This window comes from Flavobacterium sp. J372, assembly GCF_024699965.1.
Classification (GTDB): Bacteria; Bacteroidota; Bacteroidia; order Flavobacteriales; family Flavobacteriaceae; genus Flavobacterium.
Genome location: NZ_JAJOMZ010000004.1, coordinates 2,310,952 through 2,333,533, shown reverse-complemented (window position 1 = coordinate 2,333,533; position 22,582 = coordinate 2,310,952). Strand labels below are relative to the sequence as shown.

The 22,582-nt window shown below is 40.7% G+C and carries 20 protein-coding genes and 4 pseudogenes; 13 read left to right on the top strand and 11 right to left on the bottom strand.

What is annotated here, in order from left to right; genetic code table 11:
- Positions 1–39 precede the first annotated feature (39 nt).
- From LRS05_RS11595 to LRS05_RS11575, 5 genes and pseudogenes are all read left to right on the top strand, one after another.
- Complete coding sequence (locus LRS05_RS11595) at positions 40–858, top strand: M14 metallopeptidase family protein (protein ID WP_257868473.1); 819 nt, start codon at positions 40–42, stop codon at positions 856–858.
- Entirely contained in the window at positions 831–1,205 is a 375-nt protein-coding gene (locus tag LRS05_RS11590; protein WP_257868472.1) for a hypothetical protein, read from the top strand. Before LRS05_RS11595 ends, LRS05_RS11590 begins: the two co-directional genes overlap by 28 nt.
- Before the next feature lie 42 nt (positions 1,206–1,247).
- Positions 1,248–1,726: pseudogene (locus LRS05_RS11585) on the top strand (Lrp/AsnC family transcriptional regulator).
- 78 nt (positions 1,727–1,804) lie between these two features.
- Positions 1,805–4,370 (top strand): annotated as a pseudogene (locus LRS05_RS11580) (phosphoenolpyruvate carboxylase).
- Positions 4,371–4,615: 245 nt separating this feature from the next.
- A complete protein-coding gene (locus LRS05_RS11575) occupies positions 4,616–5,143 on the top strand; it encodes a DinB family protein (RefSeq protein WP_257868471.1) in 528 nt (175 codons plus the stop codon).
- 85 nt (positions 5,144–5,228) lie between these two features.
- Here LRS05_RS11575 and LRS05_RS11570 read toward each other — a convergent pair whose 3' ends face one another.
- The 6 genes from LRS05_RS11570 to uvrA all read right to left on the bottom strand — a co-directional run bounded on the left by LRS05_RS11570 (position 5,229) and on the right by uvrA (position 11,698).
- Positions 5,229–5,858, bottom strand: coding sequence for a hypothetical protein (locus LRS05_RS11570; protein WP_257868470.1), 630 nt, complete (start codon positions 5,856–5,858; stop codon positions 5,229–5,231).
- Positions 5,859–6,050: 192 nt separating this feature from the next.
- Complete coding sequence (locus LRS05_RS11565) at positions 6,051–6,437, bottom strand: DUF2809 domain-containing protein (RefSeq protein ID WP_257868469.1); 387 nt, start codon at positions 6,435–6,437, stop codon at positions 6,051–6,053.
- Positions 6,437–7,060, bottom strand: coding sequence for a hypothetical protein (locus LRS05_RS11560; protein WP_257868468.1), 624 nt, complete (start codon positions 7,058–7,060; stop codon positions 6,437–6,439). Before LRS05_RS11560 ends, LRS05_RS11565 begins: the two co-directional genes overlap by 1 nt.
- 2 nt (positions 7,061–7,062) lie before the next feature.
- Positions 7,063–7,437 (bottom strand): VOC family protein, encoded by a 375-nt coding sequence (locus LRS05_RS11555; protein ID WP_308224913.1) that lies wholly within the window; start codon positions 7,435–7,437, stop codon positions 7,063–7,065.
- Positions 7,434–8,855, bottom strand: a complete 1,422-nt coding sequence (locus LRS05_RS11550) for a putative phage abortive infection protein (protein WP_257868467.1) — start codon at positions 8,853–8,855, stop codon at positions 7,434–7,436. Before LRS05_RS11550 ends, LRS05_RS11555 begins: the two co-directional genes overlap by 4 nt.
- A gap of 53 nt (positions 8,856–8,908) precedes the next feature.
- Complete coding sequence (gene uvrA, locus LRS05_RS11545) at positions 8,909–11,698, bottom strand: excinuclease ABC subunit UvrA (protein ID WP_257868466.1); 2,790 nt, start codon at positions 11,696–11,698, stop codon at positions 8,909–8,911.
- Between the two features lie 111 nt (positions 11,699–11,809).
- Between uvrA and LRS05_RS11540 the strand changes: the two genes are divergently transcribed.
- The 5 genes from LRS05_RS11540 to LRS05_RS11520 all read left to right on the top strand — a co-directional run bounded on the left by LRS05_RS11540 (position 11,810) and on the right by LRS05_RS11520 (position 15,261).
- Positions 11,810–12,739 carry an LD-carboxypeptidase gene (locus LRS05_RS11540; RefSeq protein ID WP_257868465.1) on the top strand — a complete coding sequence of 310 codons (930 nt, stop codon included), beginning with the start codon at positions 11,810–11,812 and terminating at the stop codon, positions 12,737–12,739.
- Positions 12,740–12,798: 59 nt separating this feature from the next.
- Complete coding sequence (locus LRS05_RS11535; protein WP_257868464.1) at positions 12,799–13,746, top strand: hypothetical protein; 948 nt, start codon at positions 12,799–12,801, stop codon at positions 13,744–13,746.
- Positions 13,747–13,759: 13 nt separating this feature from the next.
- The gene (locus tag LRS05_RS11530; RefSeq protein WP_257868463.1) at positions 13,760–14,227 is read left to right on the top strand and encodes a YdeI/OmpD-associated family protein; all 468 of its coding nucleotides are present in this window, start codon (positions 13,760–13,762) and stop codon (positions 14,225–14,227) included.
- Between the two features lie 254 nt (positions 14,228–14,481).
- Positions 14,482–15,066: an RNA polymerase sigma factor gene (locus LRS05_RS11525; protein ID WP_257868462.1), complete on the top strand. Its 585-nt coding sequence runs from the start codon at positions 14,482–14,484 to the stop codon at positions 15,064–15,066.
- Positions 15,067–15,117: 51 nt separating this feature from the next.
- Complete coding sequence (locus LRS05_RS11520; RefSeq protein WP_257868461.1) at positions 15,118–15,261, top strand: hypothetical protein; 144 nt, start codon at positions 15,118–15,120, stop codon at positions 15,259–15,261.
- Between the two features lie 17 nt (positions 15,262–15,278).
- On the opposite strand, the pseudogene nth reads toward LRS05_RS11520, so the two are convergent.
- Positions 15,279–15,939 (bottom strand): annotated as a pseudogene (nth, locus tag LRS05_RS11515) (endonuclease III).
- Positions 15,940–15,971: 32 nt separating this feature from the next.
- Between nth and bcp the strand changes: the two are divergent.
- Positions 15,972–16,433, top strand: coding sequence for a thioredoxin-dependent thiol peroxidase (bcp, locus tag LRS05_RS11510; RefSeq protein WP_257868460.1), 462 nt, complete (start codon positions 15,972–15,974; stop codon positions 16,431–16,433).
- 183 nt (positions 16,434–16,616) lie between these two features.
- Here bcp and LRS05_RS11505 read toward each other — a convergent pair whose 3' ends face one another.
- From LRS05_RS11505 to LRS05_RS11495, 3 genes and pseudogenes are all read right to left on the bottom strand, one after another.
- The gene (locus LRS05_RS11505; protein WP_257868459.1) at positions 16,617–17,348 is read right to left on the bottom strand and encodes an alpha/beta hydrolase; all 732 of its coding nucleotides are present in this window, start codon (positions 17,346–17,348) and stop codon (positions 16,617–16,619) included.
- A gap of 59 nt (positions 17,349–17,407) precedes the next feature.
- A pseudogene (locus LRS05_RS11500) lies at positions 17,408–18,165 on the bottom strand (NlpC/P60 family protein).
- A 122-nt stretch (positions 18,166–18,287) separates the two neighbouring features.
- Complete coding sequence (locus tag LRS05_RS11495) at positions 18,288–19,466, bottom strand: acetyl-CoA C-acyltransferase (RefSeq protein ID WP_257868458.1); 1,179 nt, start codon at positions 19,464–19,466, stop codon at positions 18,288–18,290.
- Positions 19,467–19,720: 254 nt separating this feature from the next.
- On the opposite strand from LRS05_RS11495, the gene LRS05_RS11490 reads away from it, so the two are divergent.
- Positions 19,721–21,208 carry a carboxypeptidase-like regulatory domain-containing protein gene (locus tag LRS05_RS11490; RefSeq protein ID WP_257868457.1) on the top strand — a complete coding sequence of 496 codons (1,488 nt, stop codon included), beginning with the start codon at positions 19,721–19,723 and terminating at the stop codon, positions 21,206–21,208.
- A gap of 7 nt (positions 21,209–21,215) precedes the next feature.
- Here LRS05_RS11490 and LRS05_RS11485 read toward each other — a convergent pair whose 3' ends face one another.
- Positions 21,216–21,767 carry a hypothetical protein gene (locus LRS05_RS11485; protein WP_257868456.1) on the bottom strand — a complete coding sequence of 184 codons (552 nt, stop codon included), beginning with the start codon at positions 21,765–21,767 and terminating at the stop codon, positions 21,216–21,218.
- A 456-nt stretch (positions 21,768–22,223) separates the two neighbouring features.
- Between LRS05_RS11485 and LRS05_RS11480 the strand changes: the two genes are divergently transcribed.
- Positions 22,224–22,580, top strand: a complete 357-nt coding sequence (locus tag LRS05_RS11480) for a hypothetical protein (RefSeq protein ID WP_257868455.1) — start codon at positions 22,224–22,226, stop codon at positions 22,578–22,580.
- Positions 22,581–22,582: the final 2 nt, after the last annotated feature.

Genomic DNA, 22,582 nt, shown 5'->3' with positions numbered 1-22,582 from the left:
TCCTTCATCACTATATATTTACATTATAAATCAACTTTAATGAATCTTGAATATCTGTTTACCTGTTACAAAGAGCCTGCTTTGCATGGGCGGTATATTACGCTTCAGCACATAGAACCATTAATTAAGAAGCATAGCGAAAAATTTGAAACCTGCAAAACAGGAACATCTGTAAATGGCGAAACAATTTGGAGCTTAAAAGCCGGTAATGGGCCTGTTCGGGTTTTTATATGGTCTCAAATGCATGGCAATGAATCAACTACTACAAAAGCAATTTTTGATTTTTTGAATTTCTTGTCTGATGAAACTGAAAATGCGCAACGCTTCCTTAGCAAGTTTACTTTCCTGATACTTCCTATGATAAATCCGGATGGAGCTAAAGCTTACACACGCGTAAATGCAAACGGTATTGACCTTAACCGTGACGCAGCAGATTTATCACAACCCGAAAGCAGGGCATTACGCAGGGCATTTGATGAATTTAAACCGCACTGGTGCTACAACATGCATGACCAGCGCACAATATTTGCCGTGGGAGATACGGGTAAGCCTGCTACTATGTCTTTTCTTGCCCCATCTTATAATGAAGCCAGGGAGATAAACGACTGCCGTTTAAAAGCCATCAATGTAATTGTTGCGATGCATAAAACACTTCAGCAATATATTCCCGGGCAGGTGGGGCGTTTTGATGACGGCTTTAACATCAATTGCATAGGCGATACATTTCAATCATTGGGTGTGCCAACAATTTTGTTCGAGGCCGGGCATTTCCCCAATGACTATGAGCGCGAAACTACACGTAAGTATGTGTTTTTGCATTATTATCAGGATTGTCAGCAATTTACGAAAACGTTATAGTTGTTAATGAAAGCGAAAGATATTTTGAAATTCCACAAAATAAGATAGCTTTTTATGATATGATGTGGAAAAATGTCAAAATAAATTATGAAAATAAAGAAATTATTTCGAATTTTGCATCACAGTATAAAGAAGCGTTAATTGATAATTCTGTAATTTTTGAAGCTATTATCAGCGAAATAGGTAATCTTCATGATTTTCACGGACATATTGAATATGACTGTAGCTACGAAGAATTTACTGACGCTAATGGGGGCAAGGCACCGATAGTTGGCCGGAAAGCAGATTTTATAATAGGCCGCAGGCATTTCAAAAAATGGAGAAGAAGTTTAGCAACGCACTTATAATGTAATTGAACTTAACCAGATAATTACTTTAAAAAGCACACTATGAGCAAATTTCGTTTAGATGAGGTTGACCATCAGATATTAGACATGCTGATTGACAACACAAGGGTACCGTTTACAGATATCGCTAAAAAACTGCTTATCTCTGCGGGCACTGTGCACGTAAGGGTTAAAAAATGGAAGATGCAGGCATCATTCAGGGTTCATCATTAACTCTTGATTATGAAAAGCTTGGCTATTCTTTCATAGCTTATGTTGGTGTTTTCCTTCATAATACATCACAAACCAAATTTGTACTTGAGCGCATCAATGAAATTCCATTCGTTACTGTAGCTCATGTAACTACCGGTAAATTCAACATTTTCTGTAAAATACGTGCTAAAGATACCAAACATGCCAAAGAAGTTATTTTCATGATTGATGATATTGAAGGCGTTTACCGTACTGAAACGATGATATCGCTTGAGGAGAGCATCAATGATAAGAAAAGGCTTATGCATACCATCTTCAAAGACTTGTAAGATTTTTTGCAAAATATTAATACCCTCATGTTTAAAGCATGAGGGTTTTTTTATTAATTTCAGGGAAAATTCTTCACTATGTATCCCGATACCCGGCTTGAACGCTTTAATGAAAATGTTGCGCTGAAGTACAAGCTGTTCAACAGCCTGTTTATGACCCTGCCTTTCGATGCTATTGATAATACCGGGGCCATGCTGCCGCTTTTCAGTGAGTTTTGTGAGCAGGGATACAATGAGGGGCACAGCCCGGAAGAAATCTTTAACGCATTTGCCGGTAAATACTTGCCGGAATTTACCGAAAAGCAGCGTATTGATATGATGTTTCGCTTCATTCAGTATGTAGAAAGGCAGGTAGTGCTGTTTGATGCCATTGAAGATGCAGCCTTTACTACCCTAAACAATCTTGAAGGTTCAGGTACGCTCCGGGATATAAAAGAACGTGCAGAGAATTTTGGGCTGATTAATGAGCTCAGGGACTTTCTTGAACATTTTAGTGTAGGAACTGTGCTTACAGCACACCCTACGCAATTTTATCCGGGCTCGGTGCTTGGCATCATAACCGATCTTACCAACGCCATAAAAAGCAATTCGCTTTCAGAAATTAAAGAACTCCTGTCACAACTCGGCAAAACGCCATTTATTAAAAAAGAAAAGCCTACACCTTATGATGAGGCTGTAAGCCTCATCTGGTATCTGGAGAATGTGTTTTACCGAACGGCAGGTGAGATGTCTTCATATATACAACAGGCGATTTTTAAAAGTGGAGCGCAGGAGCATCCGGTGCTTACGTTCGGGTTTTGGCCGGGAGGCGACCGCGATGGCAACCCGTTTGTAACAAATGAGATTACGATGAAAGTGGCTGACAGGCTGCGCACATCAATCCTGAAGTGCTATTATGCTGACATCAGAAGGCTGAAGCGCAGGCTTACTTTTGAGGGCGTAGAGGATAAGATAACCGATATTGAACAGAAGCTGTACCGCTCCGTGTTTTATTCGCAGGGAGAGCTTTATATCACGCAGGAAGAATTGAAAGAAAAGATTTCGGAGGTGCGTGACATTGTCTACCAAAAGCATGAATCACTGTATATTGATAAAATAGACGAGTTCATTAGCCGCGTCAACCTGTTTGGCTTCCACTTCGCAGGGCTGGACGTTCGCCAGAACAGCAAAATCCACAATGCGGTATTTGAGCATTTGTCAACGTTAGTAAAACTTCCTAAAGATTACAATGAACTTGATGAAGATGAAAAAGTAGCTGCGCTTCATAAGTTGAAAGATACTATTGATGTTGCAGCAATAAAAGATGAACAGGCCAGACAAACACTGGAGTCGATACAGGCGATGCGAAATATACAGGAACTGAACGGCGAGCGGGGGAGCAACCGCTACATCATCAGCAACACCGAAAGCCTGCTGAATGTGATGGAGTTACTCGCAATGTTCGAAATGACAGGTTGGGAGAATCCTACAGTTGATATTGTGCCGCTTTTTGAAACGGTTGACGACCTTGAGGCGGCAGCCGATATTATGCAAAGGCTGTATAACGACAAAAAATATGCGGCCCACCTAAGACGCCGGGGCAATAAGCAGACGATTATGGTCGGCTTTAGCGACGGCACTAAAGATGGCGGTTACCTTATGGCTAACTGGGGCATTTTTTAAAGCCAAAGAAGAACTGACCCGCATTGCACGTGAAAATAATATAGCTGTCGTGTTCTTTGACGGACGTGGCGGCCCGCCAGCAAGGGGCGGGGGTAAGACCCATAAATACTATGCATCGCAGGGCCCGACTATCGAGAACCGCGAGATACAGATTACCATACAGGGACAAACCATAAGCAGTAACTTCGGTACGCTTGATACCTGCCGATTCAACTTAGAGAATATGCTGAGCGCCGGGATTACCAATGGTGTTTTCAACAAAGACAAAAAGCAGCTTACGCAGAAACAGCACGCTCTCATCAACCAGATGGCAAAGCTGAGCTACCAGAAGTACCTCGACTTTAAGAACCATCCCAAGTTTGTGCCGTATCTCGACAAAATGAGTACGCTGAATTACTATGCCAAAACCAACATCGGCAGCAGGCCGAGCAAACGCAGCAAGTCTAAGGAATTAGATTTTAACGACCTGCGGGCTATACCATTCGTGGGGTCATGGAGCCAGCTGAAGCAGAACGTGCCGGGTTTCTTTGGCTTGGGGACAGCACTTGGGCATTTTGAAAAAGAGGAAAAATGGGATGAGGTGAAAGAGCTGTACACCAATTCACTTTTTTTCCGCACACTGATAGAGAATAGTATGATGTCGCTGAGCAAGTCATTCTTTCCGCTCACAGCTTATATGAAAGATGACAAAGAGTTTGGTGAGTTCTGGCAGATAATCTACGATGAGTATTGCGAAACCAAACGCCTGCTGCTAAAACTTTCCGGCTATGAAGAACTCATGGAAAACTACCCTGATGGCCGGGCTTCTATAAAAATTCGTGAGCAGATAGTGATGCCTTTGCTTACAATTCAGCAATACGCCCTGCAGAAAATACGTCATATAAAAAACAATGGTGAAGACGATAAGCTGTTGGAAACATACGAGAAGATCGTAACGCGGTCACTGTTCGGCAATATCAATGCGGCGCGGAATTCGGCATAAGAAAGTCATATGAAAAAATCATTTTACTATATATTATGGGCTGTACTGACTCTTCTCCTTATAATATTTATATTTTTACACTTAGGTTTCTTAATTGATATAAAGTATCAGGTTGAAGCTTCAAATACAGTCAGTAACGGGATTATTAAATTATTTTACAGACATGTAAACATTTTCTCGTTACTTATTACAGTCCTATTTTTAATATCATTTTTTCTTCTTTTTTAGAACTAGAAAATTATTCAATGAACATAAAAGACCTTAACGAAACAGAGTTCGCGCCATATCAGGCGCCATATTTAATGCTTGTTGACGATACATGGAGCCTTACTGAAGAGCTGGAAGTAAGCCTGCATAACTTTATCCGCTTTGTGCAGGATATACCTATGGAAAAGCACGATTACCGCTATGCTGAAGGGAAATGGACGATAAAAGATATAATTCAGCACGTAATTGATGCAGAACGTGTTTTTGCTTACCGTGCTCTCCGCTTTGCCCGTAATGACAGCACTGAACTGCCGGGTTATGATGAGAATCACTTTGCCGCGACAGTAAACGCCAACAACCGCCACCTGAAAGATTTGCTGACAGAGCTATCAGCCGTACGTCATGCTACTTTGCTCTTGTTCAAATCATTTACCACCGAAGAACTTTTACGTAAAGGCATGGCTTCGGGTTATGCAATGTCTGTACGGGCGCTGGGCTTCTGCATCATAGGCCACCAAAACCACCATATGAAGATCTTCAGGGAGCGTTATCTCGGTGAGGTTTGATTTTGAATAAAATGAAAGTCCCGACAATCTCCTGAGAGATTAATCGGGACTTAACAAACCAACCAACCAATTTTATATAACTAACCTATTTTCTTCTTTCGTTACCGGTAGTTTCAGTTTTGCGGTAATAGTATCCGCTGCTTCCGCTATTGCCAGCACCATAATTCCCGCTGTTGCTGTAGCCATTACCGTAACTTCCGGTGTAGGTTTGGTACGTGTAGCTTCTGTTTGGGTTGTTTACAAACCCATGAACTCCTGTTACCATCCCGTTTCTGTTATATGCAAATGTCATGCCACCAATTTGTGAAAGTGCAAATCTGTTATAACTCATGTAAACAGACCCAATTCTTTTCACCCGGTCAAACGCATCATAGTTAATGTATACATTGCCAACCCGGCGTACACGGCCTCTGTAATCATGTTCTACGCGAACACCCTGGCTGCCTGCCACCCCATAAGTAGCGTTTGCAGTACGGCTTGGCCCACGGTAGTAGCTTCCGCCGGTTGTGCCCGGTACAGTGTTGAAGTCCATTTGCCCGTCAAGGAACACCATAAACTCGATACCGCGTTCCATGAATATTACAGGTTCGGCATTGCGGTAGTCAACCGGTGCAAAAACATTTGTGTTACCGCCAGAAAAAATTGTTGATTCTGACGCGATGGCCAGGCTACCATTCATTAGTAATCCGGCAACTAAAAGTGTAATTTTTTTCATGATTGTAAATGTTAATCGTTGTACCTACTCTAAATGCTTTTCGGTTACCGCAAACAACAATAGCGTTGTTTGATTAACATATTACAAGGCACGTGCCAAAGTTTTAATTTTATAGTTTATATTATATTTTGCTTATTAACTGAAAGATTAAAAGACTTTAAAACTGAAATATTCAATTTAAAAAATCAATAATCAATCTTTTTTATTTTTGTTTGTAAGCAGATGTTCAGTTATAAGAATTATCGCAAAGCCTGCAACGTAGCACCAAATATCCATCCAGGCGAATGAAGTGCCTATCACGACCCTAGCAAGTTTTACGTCCTGAAGGCCCACTAATTCTATAAACTTTAAGTACTGCAAGGTTTCAACGATGAATGCGAAAAGCAAAATTCCGGTTGCAGCAGTCAGCGTACGGATGTTTAGAAAAGCTTTTACAAAGCAATAAATGAGTATAACCACCAGCACATCGCCAAAGTACGGACGGATAAAGTCATCGTGAACGTATAGGGCAATAAGCACTTCAGTAATGAAGATAAGGACAAAAAGGAGGAAATAAGTTTTATGGAAGCGGAGGTTCATTAAAAATCGGATGTTAGGGTAAATAATACATCTCCATTTATATCAACATTCAAATATTCACCTTCTTCATTTAGTTCAACTATTTCAAGAGTGAGTCCGGTCCACGTAATCTGATTTGCACGGCTCGCATGTAATTTAATTTCCTTCGTAAATTCTCCACTACTATTAAAAATTTTTGGAGTCCAATCGGTTCTGATATCTAAAATACTGGCTACAAATACAGCGCTTTCCAATGCACATTGCATAAAATCTATTTTTCCAAATGTATTGTGCTGAATAATAATCTTGTTACGTAGAAATCGAAATTTTACATCTTTACTCCTTTCAAACATTGATGAGACATTTAAGATGCATTCTCTAGCTTGATTTCTTAGTTTACCATGTTTAGATGTGTCTGCTAAATCACAAATAATTTGGTAAGATTTAGATTGGGCAAGTAATGCATTTGGATTAATTCCTTTACAGAATTCTGGAAGGTGTTTTATATTAACCGCCAAGGTGTTTGCAGTCGATGTAACATCATTTGATTCAGGTGTCATAGCCAATGGAATAGCAAGTTGCTGATTGAGAATTTCCCAAGGCTTTATAATTTCCGTAATAAATTTTATTGCTTCTTCTTTCATAATTAATCCTTAAACTCCCCGATATGCCATAATATCCCCGCCGGGTCATATAGGAAAAACTCACGGCCCCAGTCAAGGTTTTTGATCGGTATAAGGCGCACACCCTCGTATTTGGCCGGAAGGTTCAGCGCTTCAATTTCGCGATAGGCAATGTCAACATTTTCAACCTCAAGAAAAAGCATGGTGTTGCCCACCCAGTCTTCAGCGTAATAATCCTGAAGGTAGAAAGCCTGTTCACCCATTTTGAAAACGGACATCTTAGGGTCGATTACAAACTCTTCAAAACCAAGGTCGCAGTAGAAGCTGCGTGAGGTTTCAAAATCTTTTGAACCGATAAAAGGGCGGAGGGATTTGGACGAGAAGTTTGGTTGCATCATAAATTTATTTGATCATCAAATTCAAATTTGATACTTTTATAGAATGACTTATATTCGATACCATATAAGTTATCATTAGGCAAGTTTTTAATAAGATGATATCTTGTAATTAAATTTTTATTCAATATTTCTGATTTTTCTGCAGTAAATTCCCATTTCATGCCTAAGCTTGTAATACTGTTTATAAATAGTAAGGCTTGCTCGTATGTTGATAATTGTGCTCTAAGAAGTTTTGCATAATCGTACTTCTTATCATCAACTAAATTAGTATTTGAATTAATGAATTTGTAACATTGAAATAAATGACGAAAATAATGTCCTAACCTAAATTGATGTCCCTCATAAAATTTTTTGTACTGCGAATCCACTTTCATTTTTAGTGCTTGTTGCGATAGCCCATTAATATTTTGCGGATGTATCCGGTTTAAATATAATTCTTCAATGAGAGGATGGAGGTCTTTCAGTTTCATTTTACGAATTTCTAACCACCTTTTATATCTTTTGCCTTTTATATTTTTAGGTTTAAGTTTTAGATAATATAGTAATCTGTAATAATATTTACGATTATACTTTCTTAAAAATAACTTTCTTATGACTGACTCCCCCTCGGTTTCTAATCCGTAGAAAACTATCGACCATGCTATATCTATGACTGCCCATTCAATTAAATCAATGTTTATATTATTTAATGATGATATTTTTCGCAGTTTTTTTATATGTTTAGGAATTATATAATCATTGGGATTCTTCGAGTTAGAAAATTTCTTTACATCACGATAGCATTCAATAAATTCATTAAATATCAACTGAATAACTTGTTGATTTTCTAGTGTATTGGTTTGTGTATGATATCGTAATTCAGTAATGTTTTCACGATGAAAACGAATCATTTCAAAGAAAGAAGATTCAAATTGTTGTAATTTTATTTGATTTTCCTGTGCTTGGAATTGTTTTTCAAATTGCTCTCTGTTATTTTCTAATTCCGTGTTGAAATTTGTTTTGTCTTCTTCAAGCTGCTTATAAAAGAATGTTCGTTGAAGCTGATTAGCTTTATATTGCATATAAAATGCTAATCCAGTTACAATAACTCCAGCAAGCGCTATGAATGGATTCATAAGACCGCCTATTGTATCACCAATCTGTCCCGTTTGTGAAAAATCAAAACTTTTAGTTATTCTAGGTCTTGTTAATATAATTGGAATGACGAAGGATAGGCATATCAAGAATGCAGCGATGATAATTAAATATATGCTTTTCCATGTAAGGTTAACCTTAACTTTCGTACTCTCTTCAGTTGTACTCTCTTTAATCTCTTCTGGATTAGTTTTGTTATAAAAATATTTAACAGCGACTCCTAGTAGCAAGAAAAAGAATACTGATGCAAAAATTGATAGCGCTATTAGTGTTGACGTTGTCATTTTATAAAATTTTTACCAAAATATTAAATAAAATTATGCTAACTCACGCCAAATTAAAGCTTCTCCCTCAAATAATCTCCCGTCACTGATTTCGGGTTCTTAGCAACCTCTTCCGGTGTGCCGAAAGCTACCAGATGCCCACCGTTCTCGCCGCCTTCCGGGCCGATGTCGATAATGTAGTCAGCGCATTTGATAAGGTAGAGGTTATGCTCAATCACAATGATGCTATGGCCTTTATCAAGCAACGCCTCAAACGATGCCAGCAGTTTTTTTATGTCATGGAAATGAAGCCCGGTGGTTGGCTCGTCAAATACAAACAACGCTTTCTCTTTAGTCGCACCTTTCACAAGAAATGATGCCAGCTTAATACGCTGCGCCTCACCGCCCGAAAGGGTAGAAGACGACTGCCCAAGCTGTACATAACCCAAGCCTACATCCTGCAACGGCTGCAGCTTTTGAGTTATCTTGGCCTGCTTGTGCTCGCTGAAAAACGCCACGGCATCATCAATGGTCATGGTAAGTACGTCATCAATATTCTTGCCCTCAAACGTCACTTCAAGTATCTCTTTCTTAAAGCGTTTGCCATTGCAGGTCTCACATTCCAGGTGCACATCAGCCATAAACTGCATCTCGATGGTAACCTCGCCCTCGCCCTTGCAGGTATCGCATCGGCCGCCGTCAACGTTGAATGAGAAATGCTTGCTTTGGTAACCGCGAATACCCGACAACTTCTGCTTGGCAAACAGGTCGCGGATGTCATCATACGCCTTGATGTACGTAACCGGGTTCGACCTCGAGCTGCGCCCGATAGGATTCTGGTCTACGTATTCAATGTGTTTTATATGGCTAAAGTTCCCCTGAAGTTCCGTAAACTGACCGGCTTTTTCGCCTACGCCTTCAAGCTTTTTCTGCATGGCAGGGAAGAGTATCTTCTTTACCAGTGTACTTTTACCACTACCCGAAACACCTGTAATCACGGTAAGGCAATCCAGCGGAAAGGTTACGTCAATATTTTGAAGGTTATTCTCGCGCGCACCGATGACATCTACGTGATGTTTGTATTTACGTCGCTTTTTCGGGACTTCAATCTCCAGGTCGCCGTTCAGGTATTTTGCGGTAAGAGAATCTGATTGCAGTATCTCATCATATGTGCCCTGCGCCACGAGGCGGCCCCCATGCGTACCGGCTTCCGGACCAATATCAATGATCATATCGGCAGCTTTCATAATGTCTTCGTCATGCTCAACAACTATAACAGTATTGCCAAGATCGCGCAGGCCCACCAGCACATTTATAAGCCTCTCAGTGTCTTTGGGGTGCAGGCCGATGCTGGGTTCGTCGAGAATATACATAGAACCCACAAGGCTGCTGCCCATGCTGGTAGCGAGGTTAATACGCTGACTCTCACCACCTGAAAGTGTAGCCGAGCGGCGGTTCAGTGTAAGGTAGGAGAGGCCTACTTCCTGCAAAAAGCGAAGGCGGTTGTTTATTTCAACAAGCAGCCTTTTCGCCACCTTTAAGTCAAATTCAGAGAGTTCAAGCCGTTCGAAAAACACAGCCAAATCTTTTATCGGGAGGTCAACGAGGTCACTGATGGTACGGTCGGCAATCTTCACATAGTTTGTCTCCGGCTTCAGTCTTTTGCCCTTGCAAACGGGGCATTTGGTCTTTCCGCGGTAGCGTGACAGCATAACACGGTTCTGTATTTTATAGTTTTTCTCCTCAAGCTCAGCGAAGAAATCATTGAGACCGGTGAAGTATCTATTGCCGGTCCAGATCAGGTTACGGTCGCTTTCTGATAATTGGAAATAAGGCTTATGTATCGGGAAATCAAATTTATGGCTGTTGTTTACCAGCTGGTCGCGGTACCAGCCCATGCTCTCGCCGCGCCATGGGAAGATAGCATTTTCGTAAACCGAAAGCGCAGTGTTTGGTACAACCAGTTCTTCGTCAATGCCAATGATGTTGCCGTAACCTTCGCAGGAAGGGCACGCGCCGTAAGGGTTGTTGAAGCTGAAAAGGTGCACATTCGGCTCAAGGAAGGTAATGCCGTCCAACTCAAACTTATTACTGAAAGGAAAGCGGTTGCCACTCTCGACATTTTGCAGGAAAAGCTCGCCTTTACCTTCGTAAAAGGCAGCCTGCACAGCATCGGCAAGGCGGTTGTAAAATTCCTCTTCGTGTTTTACCACAAGACGGTCAACCACCAGCAAAACCTCTTTATTGTCGAAATCGACGCCTTCCAATTCATCAAGGCGAAGCATCTCATTATCAGCTAATATCCGTGCAAAACCCTGCTGTAATAGTATGCCTAGTTTTTCTTCGATAGAGCGGCCTTTTTCGATATGAACAGGAGACAAAAGCAACCATCGGCTGCCTTCGTCAAACGACTTCACTTCGTTAATGACATCGGTCACAGTGTCTTTTTTAACCTCACGGCCTGATACAGGGGAGTATGTTTTACCGATTCGCGCGAACAACAATTTCATGTAATCATAAATTTCCGTGCTGGTGCCAACAGTCGATCGCGCGTTAACAGTATTCACCTTTTGCTCGATGGCGATGGCAGGGGCAATCCCCTTGATGTATTCCACCTTCGGTTTGTCGAGGCGGCCCAGGAACTGGCGTGCGTAAGAGGAAAGGCTTTCAACATAGCGGCGCTGGCCTTCGGCATAGAGCGTATCAAAGGCAAGGCTTGACTTACCGGAGCCAGAAAGCCCTGTAATCACTACGAGTTTGTTGCGCGGAATGGCAACGTCTATATTCTTGAGGTTGTGCAGCTGCGCACCTTTTATCAGGATATTTTTCTTGGGTTCAAGAGTAGAAAAATCTGTCTTTATCATGGCAAAATTTGAATAGGCGAAGATACGATATTGAATGGAATTTTTTGTTAAGGTATTGCGAAGGGAATTACTATATTTGAGTTCATTATTAGCTATTAATTTATAAACACCTTGAGCTCACCCCCAAACCTCAAACCCCACGACCGCGTAGGCATTGTAAGCACTGCCAAACGTACTGAACCCCACGAAATAGAGCAGGGGCTGGCCGTGCTGAAAAGCTGGGGACTCGTGCCTGTAATAGGGCAAAATGCTTTTAATGAATATGGTTTCCTGGCAGGGACGGATGCCGAACGCCTGGCCGACTTGCAGCAAATGCTCGATGATGAAAATATCAAAGCTATATTCTTTACCAAAGGAGGCTACGGTACGCTGCGCATTATCGATGGAATCAACTGGGATAAGTTCAGGGAAAATCCGAAATGGCTGGTGGGCTATAGCGATATCACATTGCTGCATTGCCATGTGCACAATTTCGGGATACAATCGCTTCATGGCGTAATGCTTCAGGGCTATGCGAAGGCTACGTTTGAGTCTACAGATTCCATCCTAAAAATTTTGTTCGGCGAAGGGCTGGAATATAAAATTCCTGCTGGGGTATATAATAGAGTTCACAGTCGCAGTAACAGTTCACAGTCGGGTTTGACTAATAGCGATGTGATATCCGGAACGCTTGTGGGCGGAAACCTCTCTATGCTATATGCTGTTTTGGGTTCAGAATCAGATATTGACACCAACGGCAAAATACTTTTTATCGAGGATATTGACGAGTATCGTTATCATTACGACCGCATGCTTATGTCACTTAAACGTGCTGGTAAATTATCGGGGCTTAAAGCTTTGATTGTAGGAGATATGACCGATATTAAAGAATCTACTTTACCGTGGGGCAGGGACTATCGTGAAATCACACTGGAGCATTTTGACTGCCCTGTATATTTCGACTTCCCGGCAGGGCACATAAGTGATAACAGGGCGCTGCTGATGGGTAGCCAAGTTACCATTACCCCGGGCGAAACAATTTCAATTAAATTCCATCAATAGCTGTAACAAATAATTGTATAAATAGTCTTACGGTTATAAATCATCAATCAATCACCGTAATGTTAAAATTATTCATCGCAATTTTGTTTTCTGCTACCTGCCTTGCCGAAGGCGGTTCCATTATTAAAAAAACTGAATACGGCACACTTTACAAGTTTCCTGCAAATCCGGCTGCCGGATATAATTTCGACTATCTTCTTTATTATCCGGCTAAACTAAAACTGTCAAGGGCAGTGCATATACTTGTTGAGACTAATAATACTGGTAGGCTAAGCGATTCAATTGCTGTTCATGAGATAGCTGCCATAAACCAGGCAAGCGAAAGCGGAGTAGGCAATTATACGGCCGAAAAGCTTGGGCTGCCGTTTCTTGTTCCGATTTTTCCGCGCCCGGCCAAAGAACCTCTGTTATATACCCACGCGCTTGACAGAGATTCTTTTCTTCAAAAAAATCGTTTAGACCTCCAGCTTATAGCTATGATAAACCATGCCAGGCTGCAGCTTGCGGACAAGGGATATGTAGTTAAGCAAAAAATATTCATTACAGGATTTTCTGCCTCGGGCACTTTTGCCAACAGGTTTTCAATGCTGCATCCTGAAATGGTCCAGGCTGTCGCTGCAGGCGGCATTAACGCCATGGTTATTCTCCCAAAAGATAAGCTTAGCGGCAAAAAACTTCAGTACCCGCTGGGGACAGCTGATATTAAAAATGTTACTGGCAAAAAAGTTGACCTGAAGGAATACATTGAAGTGCCAAAGATGTTATACATGGGTGAAAAAGATGATAACGACGCTGCTGCTTTTGATGATGCTTACAGCATACAAGAGCGTGAATTGATTTATTCGCTTATGGGTAAAGGGCTTACTGAACGTTGGCAATTTATGCGTAAAATATATGAGGAAGAGGGTGTAGCAGGTGAATTTATTACTTATACAGGTATTGGCCACGGCACCGACCTTAAAATTAACGATGCGCTTGCCGAATTTTTCAAAAAACATTGGGATTAGCTACATTTGGATCATGGAACTCCTTACAGATAAAGAATATACGCTGCAGCGCTTTCCCGGTAAAGGCGGGTGGACATACATTTTGCTTCCCGAAATACCCAAAGATAAAGATGCGCCTTTTGGCATTGTAAAGGTTTGCGGCACTATTGATGATTATGAAGTAGCCGATTACAGCCTGATGCCTTATGGTAATGGCGTGCTGCTTATGGCTGTAAAAGCGGAAATAAGAAAGAAAATAGGCAAGGAGGAAGGCGACAATGTAAAGGTAAAGCTTTACCGGGACACATCAGGATTCGTTATCCCTCAGGAATTGGTTATGCGGCTTGATGAAGCCGGGGTGAGCAAAAAGTTCAGCAGCCGGAAAAATTGGGAGCAGAAAATGTGCAGCCAGTGGATATTTTCGGCAAAGCGTGCTGAGACTGTAAATGAACGTATCATAAAGACAATATACAGGCTGCAGCGGAATGAAAAAATAGTTTAAGAAGAAGTTTCTGCATAAAAATTATTTTTTTGCTCAAAGCTGTTGATTTTAGTTTGCATTATCACCATAATAATAAAATTATTGTCCTGATTATGTTAAAATTTTAAAATGCTCTTGGAAATTAAAATTTAATTATGGTATATTTGGCATATCATTATACTTTAATTAACAGAATGCCTATTAAGTACCATTACTTTTTACACGGATAAAACCGTTTTTAGATCATCAAATTCAAAAAACTAAAAAGTAATGTTATGGCTACTGTTGCAATCCCTGACGCTGTCTTAGTAAAGAATTATATGGGCGGAGACGAAAGTGCTCTCACCATATTAATTAAAAGGCATCAATCTAAACTTTACGGGTTTATCTATTCAAAGGTTTCAGACCGCGATATATCCGATGATATTTTCCAGGATACCTTTATTAAGGTAATTAAAACCCTGAAGTCTAATTCATATAATGAAGAAGGCAAATTCCTGCCGTGGGTAATGCGTATTGCGCATAATATTATTGTTGACCATTTCAGGAAAAACAAAAAGATGCCGATGACGCGTGAAACTGAAGAGTTTTCTATCTTCTCGATAATGACCGATAACAGCCTTAATGTTGAAGGACAAATCATTACTGAACAGGTGGAGAATGACCTGCAAAGGCTGATACTTGAACTGCCTGATGACCAGCGTGAAGTGCTGCACATGCGTATCTATCAGGACCTGAGCTTTAAGGAAATAGCTGATATGACAGGTGTAAGCATTAACACCGCACTGGGCCGTATGCGCTATGCACTCATGAACCTGCGAAAAATTATAGAAAAAAATAAAATTATTTTGACGAATTAGGCAATATAAAGGAGGCTGCTGCCGTTGTATAAGAAATAAAAAACTTTATACATGGCAAAAATTTACTCTGAGAAAAATTTAGCAACTCCTGAAATGTTACCAAAGAAAGAAACAGTCGAGTTTTTGCTTAACTATTCTAAAGCACTGAAGATAGTTAAGACCGAGAACGGAACCTACGAGAATATCGCTAATTAAAGAAAAACCTCTCGCACTTAACGGGAGGTTTTTTTATCAAATTCTGCCAGCACTTCTTTTCTTCCGATGGTTGCCGTGATGATGTCTTTATTCAGGTCCCAGCCGCGTGCAGGGGAATATTCGCGTCCGTAATAAATTATCTGAAGGTGGAGTTTGTTCCACAGCTCTTTAGGGAATAGCTTCTTGGCATCGGTTTCGGTCTGTACTACATTTTTTCCATTGCTCAGCCCCCCAGCGGTACATCAGCCTGTGTATGTGCGTATCAACCGGGAAGGCCGGTACGCCAAATGCCTGGCTCATTACCACGCTTGCTGTTTTGTGCCCGACTGCAGGTAGGGCTTCAAGGTCGGCAAAATTATCCGGAACCTTACCGCCGTGTTTATCAATCAATATTTGCGACAGCCCGTGTATGCCTTTTGCTTTCATTGGTGAAAGTCCAACGGGCCGGATGATGTCCTGAATCTCCTCAACAGTAAGTTTTACCATGTCATAAGGGTTATCGGCCTTTGCGAAGAGTTGGGGTGTTATAATATTCACACGCGCATCAGTGCTTTGTGCCGACATCAGTACCGCAATAAGCAGGGTGTAAGGGTCTTTATGGTCGAGGGGAATAGGTACTTCAGGATAAATTTCCTCAAGGGTATCAATAACAAACTTTGCTTTTTGTGCTTTGGTCATTATGCCATATTTTTACACTACAAATATACATTATGAATACACTTAAATCAGGAGATAAGGCGCCGGAAAATCTTGGCACCGACCAGACAGGGAAACAACATAAACTATCAGATTACAAAGGCAAAAAACTTATAGTTTTCTTTTACCCAAAAGCAGATACACCAAGCTGCACCAACGAAGCCTGTAATCTGCGGGACAACTACAAGATGCTGAAGGACAAAGGCTATGAATTGTTAGGCGTAAGCGCTGATTCAGGTAAAAAGCAGCAAAAATTTATTGATAAATACAACCTGCCGTTTCCGTTAATTGCCGATGAGGATAAAGCTGTCATTAATGCTTTTGGTGTATGGGGCCCGAAGAAATTCATGGGAAGGCTGTTTGACGGTATCCACCGCACAACTTTTGTTATTGATGAACAGGGCATAGTTGAACGGGTTATTGATGACGTAAAAACCAAAACCCACGCAGAACAGATTTTGAGAGAAAGCGACTAAGCTCCTGAGCGACCAGCATCTTAGCTAAGCGGCTCAGAAGCTAAGTAGCTTAGAATTTATTTCTAAAAAAAGCCACAAGCTTTTCAGAGAAGTTTGTCATCGTCTGCATATCCCAGTTACCATGGCCGCCATTCTGGTACAGGTAATACTCGTTGTATACACCTTTTTCGTCAAGTTTCGCCTTTAGCCTGCTCCCCTGTGTAAGAGGTACAAGAGGGGTCCCTGCCCACCGTAAAACATTATGGTAGGGGGTGAAGTAGTTTTAACCTGCATTGCCGGGCTGACAGTTTCAACAACTTCAGGATGTTCCCGGTAGTTGATGTTCCCAATCAAATATTGCGCCCCGTAATGAAAATAGGGGTGATTTTTATAATTCGGGTCTGTAAAGTCGCTTGGCCCTACAATGCTGCAAACGGCTTTTATATCGCCGTGAGTATCAAACCTGTAACTATAAAGCATGGCAATATGTGCGCCTGCGCTAGCACCAATCAGCGCATAGTTATTTGAAATTTTATAATTACTTCTTTTCAGGAACTGAATGGCCTCCTCAATATCCTGAACCTGTTTTGGGAAAGCCGGGTATTGTATGCTGGCAAGCCTGTAGTCAATATTTACTATTGCATAACCGGGAAACTGCTGCTTAAGCATTGGTATAACATAGGCCGTGTCAGCCTTTGAACCTCCTGTCCAGCCGCCGCCATGCACCAGTATAAAGACTTTGGTATTGCTGTTTCGTCCTTCAGGCAGGTAAATGTCCATCTTCTGCTCGCTCTTCTCGCCATATTGAACATTAAGTATCTCTTCAGCAGCAAGATGGCTCTCGGCAGTATTATTTTGGCCCTCTTCGGTTGACTGGCACCCGAAAGAGAGAATCAGTAAAAGCATCGGTATCATATATCTTGTCATGCTTTTCATAACGCAAAATGTATGCCTGAATTATACAGCTAATTTATAAAAAAAGTTAACAGATATACTTAAATTATCTTTTTTATAACGCGCAATTTGTGTGTATGGCGTTTAGTGTCAATATTATAGATGCCAAGATGGTCAAGCCTGTCAATACGAACCTGGCCATGTGCATGGATAATATAATTATCTTCCATAATAATGCCTACGTGAATGATGCGGCCTTCTTCATTATCAAAAAAGCAAGGTCACCAGGTTCGCTTTCTTCAATAAAACTGAGGGCTTCACCCTGTGTGGCTTGCTGCGATGCATCCCGTAGAAGCCTGAAACCGTTTATTTTATAAACCATTTGCACAAATCCTGAACAATCAATTCCAAAAGGTGTACGTCCGCCCCAAAGGTATGGTGAATTCATGTAAAGAAACGCAGTTTCAATAAGATCCTTTTTAGTTTTGATTCCTGAAACCGATGTGCCGTCAAAAGCAAAACCCTCTGTATTTATAGTGCTGTTTAAGAAAGAAAGCGTAGCTCCTAAAGGTATTGTAATCAGGCCGTTTTTTGGCGTAGAAATATATTCAATAAGGTCACCGCTTAATACTATTTCACCCAATGTCAGTTTTTCATAGTCAGCCTCTGTAATCTCACGGAATTGCTTATTGTCAATCCAGCCGTTGTAGCCGTCAAAAGCGAGCTCAATGCGAGACCATTTAGGTGTCTGTTCTAAAACCTTAAAATGTTCGCCGAATAGTAACTGTGATGTCATTTCACTCCTGTCGCTTGGTTCAAGCCGGAGAGGAACAATAGCAAGGTTACATATACCGAACATCAAATTTTATATTTTTATTGTCTATTGATTATTGCCTACAAAAAACGCTGCTTCAATTCACGCAAATATAGCGGTAATTTAAAGCAGCGCCAATATGTTGAAAAGCTTTTTTCTGTAAAAAATTATGCACGTTCCAGCACAATCGCCGAAGCGCCGCCGCCGCCATTGCATATAGCTGCAGCACCTATTTTGCCATTATTTTGCTCCAATACGCTAAGAAGAGTTACTATGATTCTCGCACCTGAACAACCTAGCGGATGGCCAAGAGAAACTGCACCGCCATTTACGTTGACTTTTGCAGGGTCAAGGCCTAATATCTTAGTGTTGGCAATACCTACTACAGAAAATGCCTCATTAAATTCAAAGAAATCAACATCTTCTTTAGTAAGCCCTGCTTTGTCAAGGGCTTTAGGCAGCGCTTTGGCAGGCGAAGTAGTGAACCATTTCGGTTCCTGCTCAGCATCAGCGTAAGACCTTATGTAGGCAAGTGGCTTAAGGCCCAGTTCATTAGCCTTTTCTTCGCTCATAAGCACAAGCGCAGCAGCACCATCATTTATTGTAGAAGCATTGGCTGCAGTTACCGTACCTTCTTTAGTGAAGGCAGCGTTAAGTGCAGGTATTTTGTCAAGCTTTACGTTAGTGTACTCTTCATCTTTAGTCACCATTATCGGGTCACCTTTACGTTGTGGTACAGCTACCGGAACAACCTCATTATCAAATTTCCCTGAATTCCACGCGTTTGCAGAGCGGTTGTATGATTCAATAGCAAAAGCATCCTGTTCTTCCCGGCTTATCTTGTATTCCGTTGCACATGCATCTGCACAAACACCCATTGCGTTATTATCATAAGCATCGCTAAGGCCGTCTTTCTGAAGTCCGTCAATCATTGTAGCGCCGCCAAATTTCACGCCTGTACGCATTTGTACATAGTGAGGTATAAGGCTCATATTTTCCATTCCGCCGGCAACCACTACATCGGCATCGCCGCACATAATGGCCTGAGCGCCCTGCATTACCGCTTTCATACCTGAAGCGCAAACCTTATTTACTGTTGTTGCCACAACGCTATCAGGAAGCCCTGCACCGCGCGAAGCTTGCCTTGCCGGAGCCTGGCCAACACCGGCCTGCACTACATTACCCATCAAAACTTCATCTACATGCTTGCCGTCAAGGTTTATTTTATCTAGAGCGCCTTTTATTGCTGCGGCACCCAATTGAGCAGCCGTTACTGTTGATAACCCCCCCATAAAGCTACCTATAGGAGTACGTGCGGCTGATACTATAACTACTTTTTTGCTCATTTGAATCGTCTTATTTGTGTTGAAGTTGCGAATTTAATCAAAATCAACTCCAATTTTAAAATTATTGTTAAAAAAGTTTATCCTGGAGCATCTGAATTTGATTTTGGTCAAAATCTTTTGTTGCCACGTTTGTAACCCCTCAAAATTATTTAGAGAAAGGAAGAATGAAATTCATTTATGCTCTATTGTAAGAAAATAAACGTTATAATTTTTATACCTGTGTCGGCGTTACAAGATTAAAACCAATCAATACTATGCTTAGAGAACTTTTACTATTGATATTTTTTTTGGCACTTATAAAAACTTCTGCCCAAACAACTATTAAGGTAACAGATGCACGAACCGGTAAAGGCCTGGCTCAGGCAACTCTAAGAATTGACAACATCCGAATAGTAACCAATGATGATGGGCTTGCTATACTGCCAAAAGACCAGGAATTTGATAATACTTTAATTATTGCCAGTTATCTGGGATATCAGCAAGCAGCGATGACCCTGATGCAATTGCGCCAAAACCAATTGACATTAAAGCTTGGACCTATTGCTTATGAGCTGCAGGAAGTTGCAGTCAAAAGTATCAGCCGAAATCCTGATACCATCATGGCACTTGTAAAGCGCAATCTTGCTACTAATTACAAGGGTGCAGCTAGTCCAATTAAAAATACGTTATTTATTAGAACATCAACCCTGTGTAAACCAATACAGGCTGAAGCTGAAATGAGCAAGTCAACTAAAGTAGCCAAAAAAGACCTGGATAAAGTAAATGCTGAATTAAAGGTTTTTACAAGCAATCTCATTAAGCATCCGCCACAAAAAGTAACTGATATGCTGGCAGATTATTACACCGCCATTCAAATAGTTAACGGTAAGAAGATATTCAACAGTAAACTTTTGGTCCGGAAGGGTATAAGTTTTAAAGAAGACAAGTTAGCGCCCACGCCTGAAGATACAGAACTCAGAGGCATGGCTTTATTGATGAGCCACCTTGACACTACAAAATTATATCGTATCAAAAGCGGCATATTCGGTACACGTGATACAGTAATAGGGGGCAAAAAAGTAAAACGAGAGAACCCTAACCTGAGGGGTGCAAAATCGCAAATCATAGGGGTTTCTGCAAAAAGCAATCTTACGTACAATCATGACTTTGTTACCAAACAAGAGCTTTATGAGTATACATTTGCAGGTGTCTCAAATTATGAAGAAGGGAACTATTTATATAGAATAAATTTCAGTCCGCGTAAACGAAAGGCAAAATATGCAGGCACTTTATATATCTCGCCTACAGATTACGCTATAGTACGGGTAGATTACCAGCTTGCGGACGGCAAGGTAAAAAGCGGGCTTAACCTTAAATTTATTTTAGGTGTCAAACATGCGGACAACATAAGTAAGGGTACACTCGTGTATGAACAAAAGGCCTGCGATAAAAGTTACTACCTTAAATACGCCAGTTCTGACGAAGGCGCTTATATGTATATAAACCGTCCCTTAAAATTCATCGAGATTACTGATGGTGGTAAAGAAAAAGTGTCATATGACATTAAAGTTGAAGGCGATATAATTACCAGGACGGAATATTTATGCCTTACACGAGCTGAAATTGCAGAAACTGAATTTGATGAAGCTTTTGAAAAGGAGTTTGCTTTTGATGAACCGCATGTTTACGATGCAAAAGTCTGGGATAAATATGTTGCCGAAAATCCTGTACCTATAATAGAAAGCCTGAAAAAACCTGAATAACTTATCTCTAATACTCCGGTTTATAAAGCCCGTGCAAATCCATGAAGTTATCACGGTTTATTTTATCATAAACCACCATGCTTAGAACATTTGACTCCCAGTTGTTTACAGGGTTATTAGCAGAAATGCCGACAAAGTCTTCAAACGCATCACGTGTTACATCAATGCCGTAGTTGCGGCTGTTGTGGCTAACTATACAGCGCACCCTTTGTACATCGGCAAATTTCCTGAAAATAGTAATTGGTACAAGGACTATTGTTTTATGTATCTTCTCTGCAGTATAGGGTTCGTCAGGGTTATCATTTTCCATACTGCCGGTAACTACTATGGTGCGCCCGTCTATGTTAGCGTTTAAGGCGATGTTTTTTGCACCCACAACGTTGTATAATTCTTTAGTAAGCTCAATTTTGTCTGGCGTACCGTAAAGCTGGCTGAAGTTAGGATCAATATAATCCTTTGTTTTTGCTGCCGGACGTGTAAATCCTGAAGTAGCAAAATAGAATATAGTTCCCAGGAAACCAAGAACGATTAAGATATGAAGAATTCGTTTAATAACCATTTTTTAAATAAAAGGTTTCAGGCAAAACTAATCAATATAGGTGTGAAAATCAATTATATAGTATTATATATTTATTTTTTAAATAATATAAATTTACATAATATTGTGTTGAAGGGGTAGTTTTAGTATAATCTCACGTACTGAATTGTTGCCATAATCATAGAAAGAAGGAACATAAAGCCTATAACACCAATGAATGTAAGTAATAATCTTTTAGCCATGATTGAATATCTATTAGTTAGTTGTGTAAAATTATAACCAATTGTTAATCAAGCTATACGCAAAAATACGGTATTTTAGTTGTCGGGTATTTTTACATAGGTGAGCCTCTTTTGTATTGAAAAGTATTCTCAGCCTAAATGCTAAAATTACTTTTAAAGAAAACCATATAACTTGACACTGCGTAAAATAAGGTAACATTCAAATATTGAAGTTCCTAAAATTGCGAAGAATTAGATGACTGTTTATCATAAGCCTACACAATTACAACTTGATGCTGTAAAGCAATTGCATGAATTACAAAGTAAAATTGAAAACGCTGTGACACATCGTGATGTTGATGCCTTGGTTGCAGAAACTGTAGAGATAATACAACATGTCCCCTCTGGCTCAAGAGAGCTCGGGAACGGCACGACAGCCAACTTTGATTATATAAGAGACGCTCACGTCATTACACTGCGTTCAGACCTTGGGTCGCACCCAACACTGACGGGATATAAAGAATCGGTAAGAATAACTATTGATATGCTTATGCAGTGTGTGGTTTTGGGGCGGCAAGCATTAAGTGTGGCATTGCAGGTTAAAAATTGCTAAGA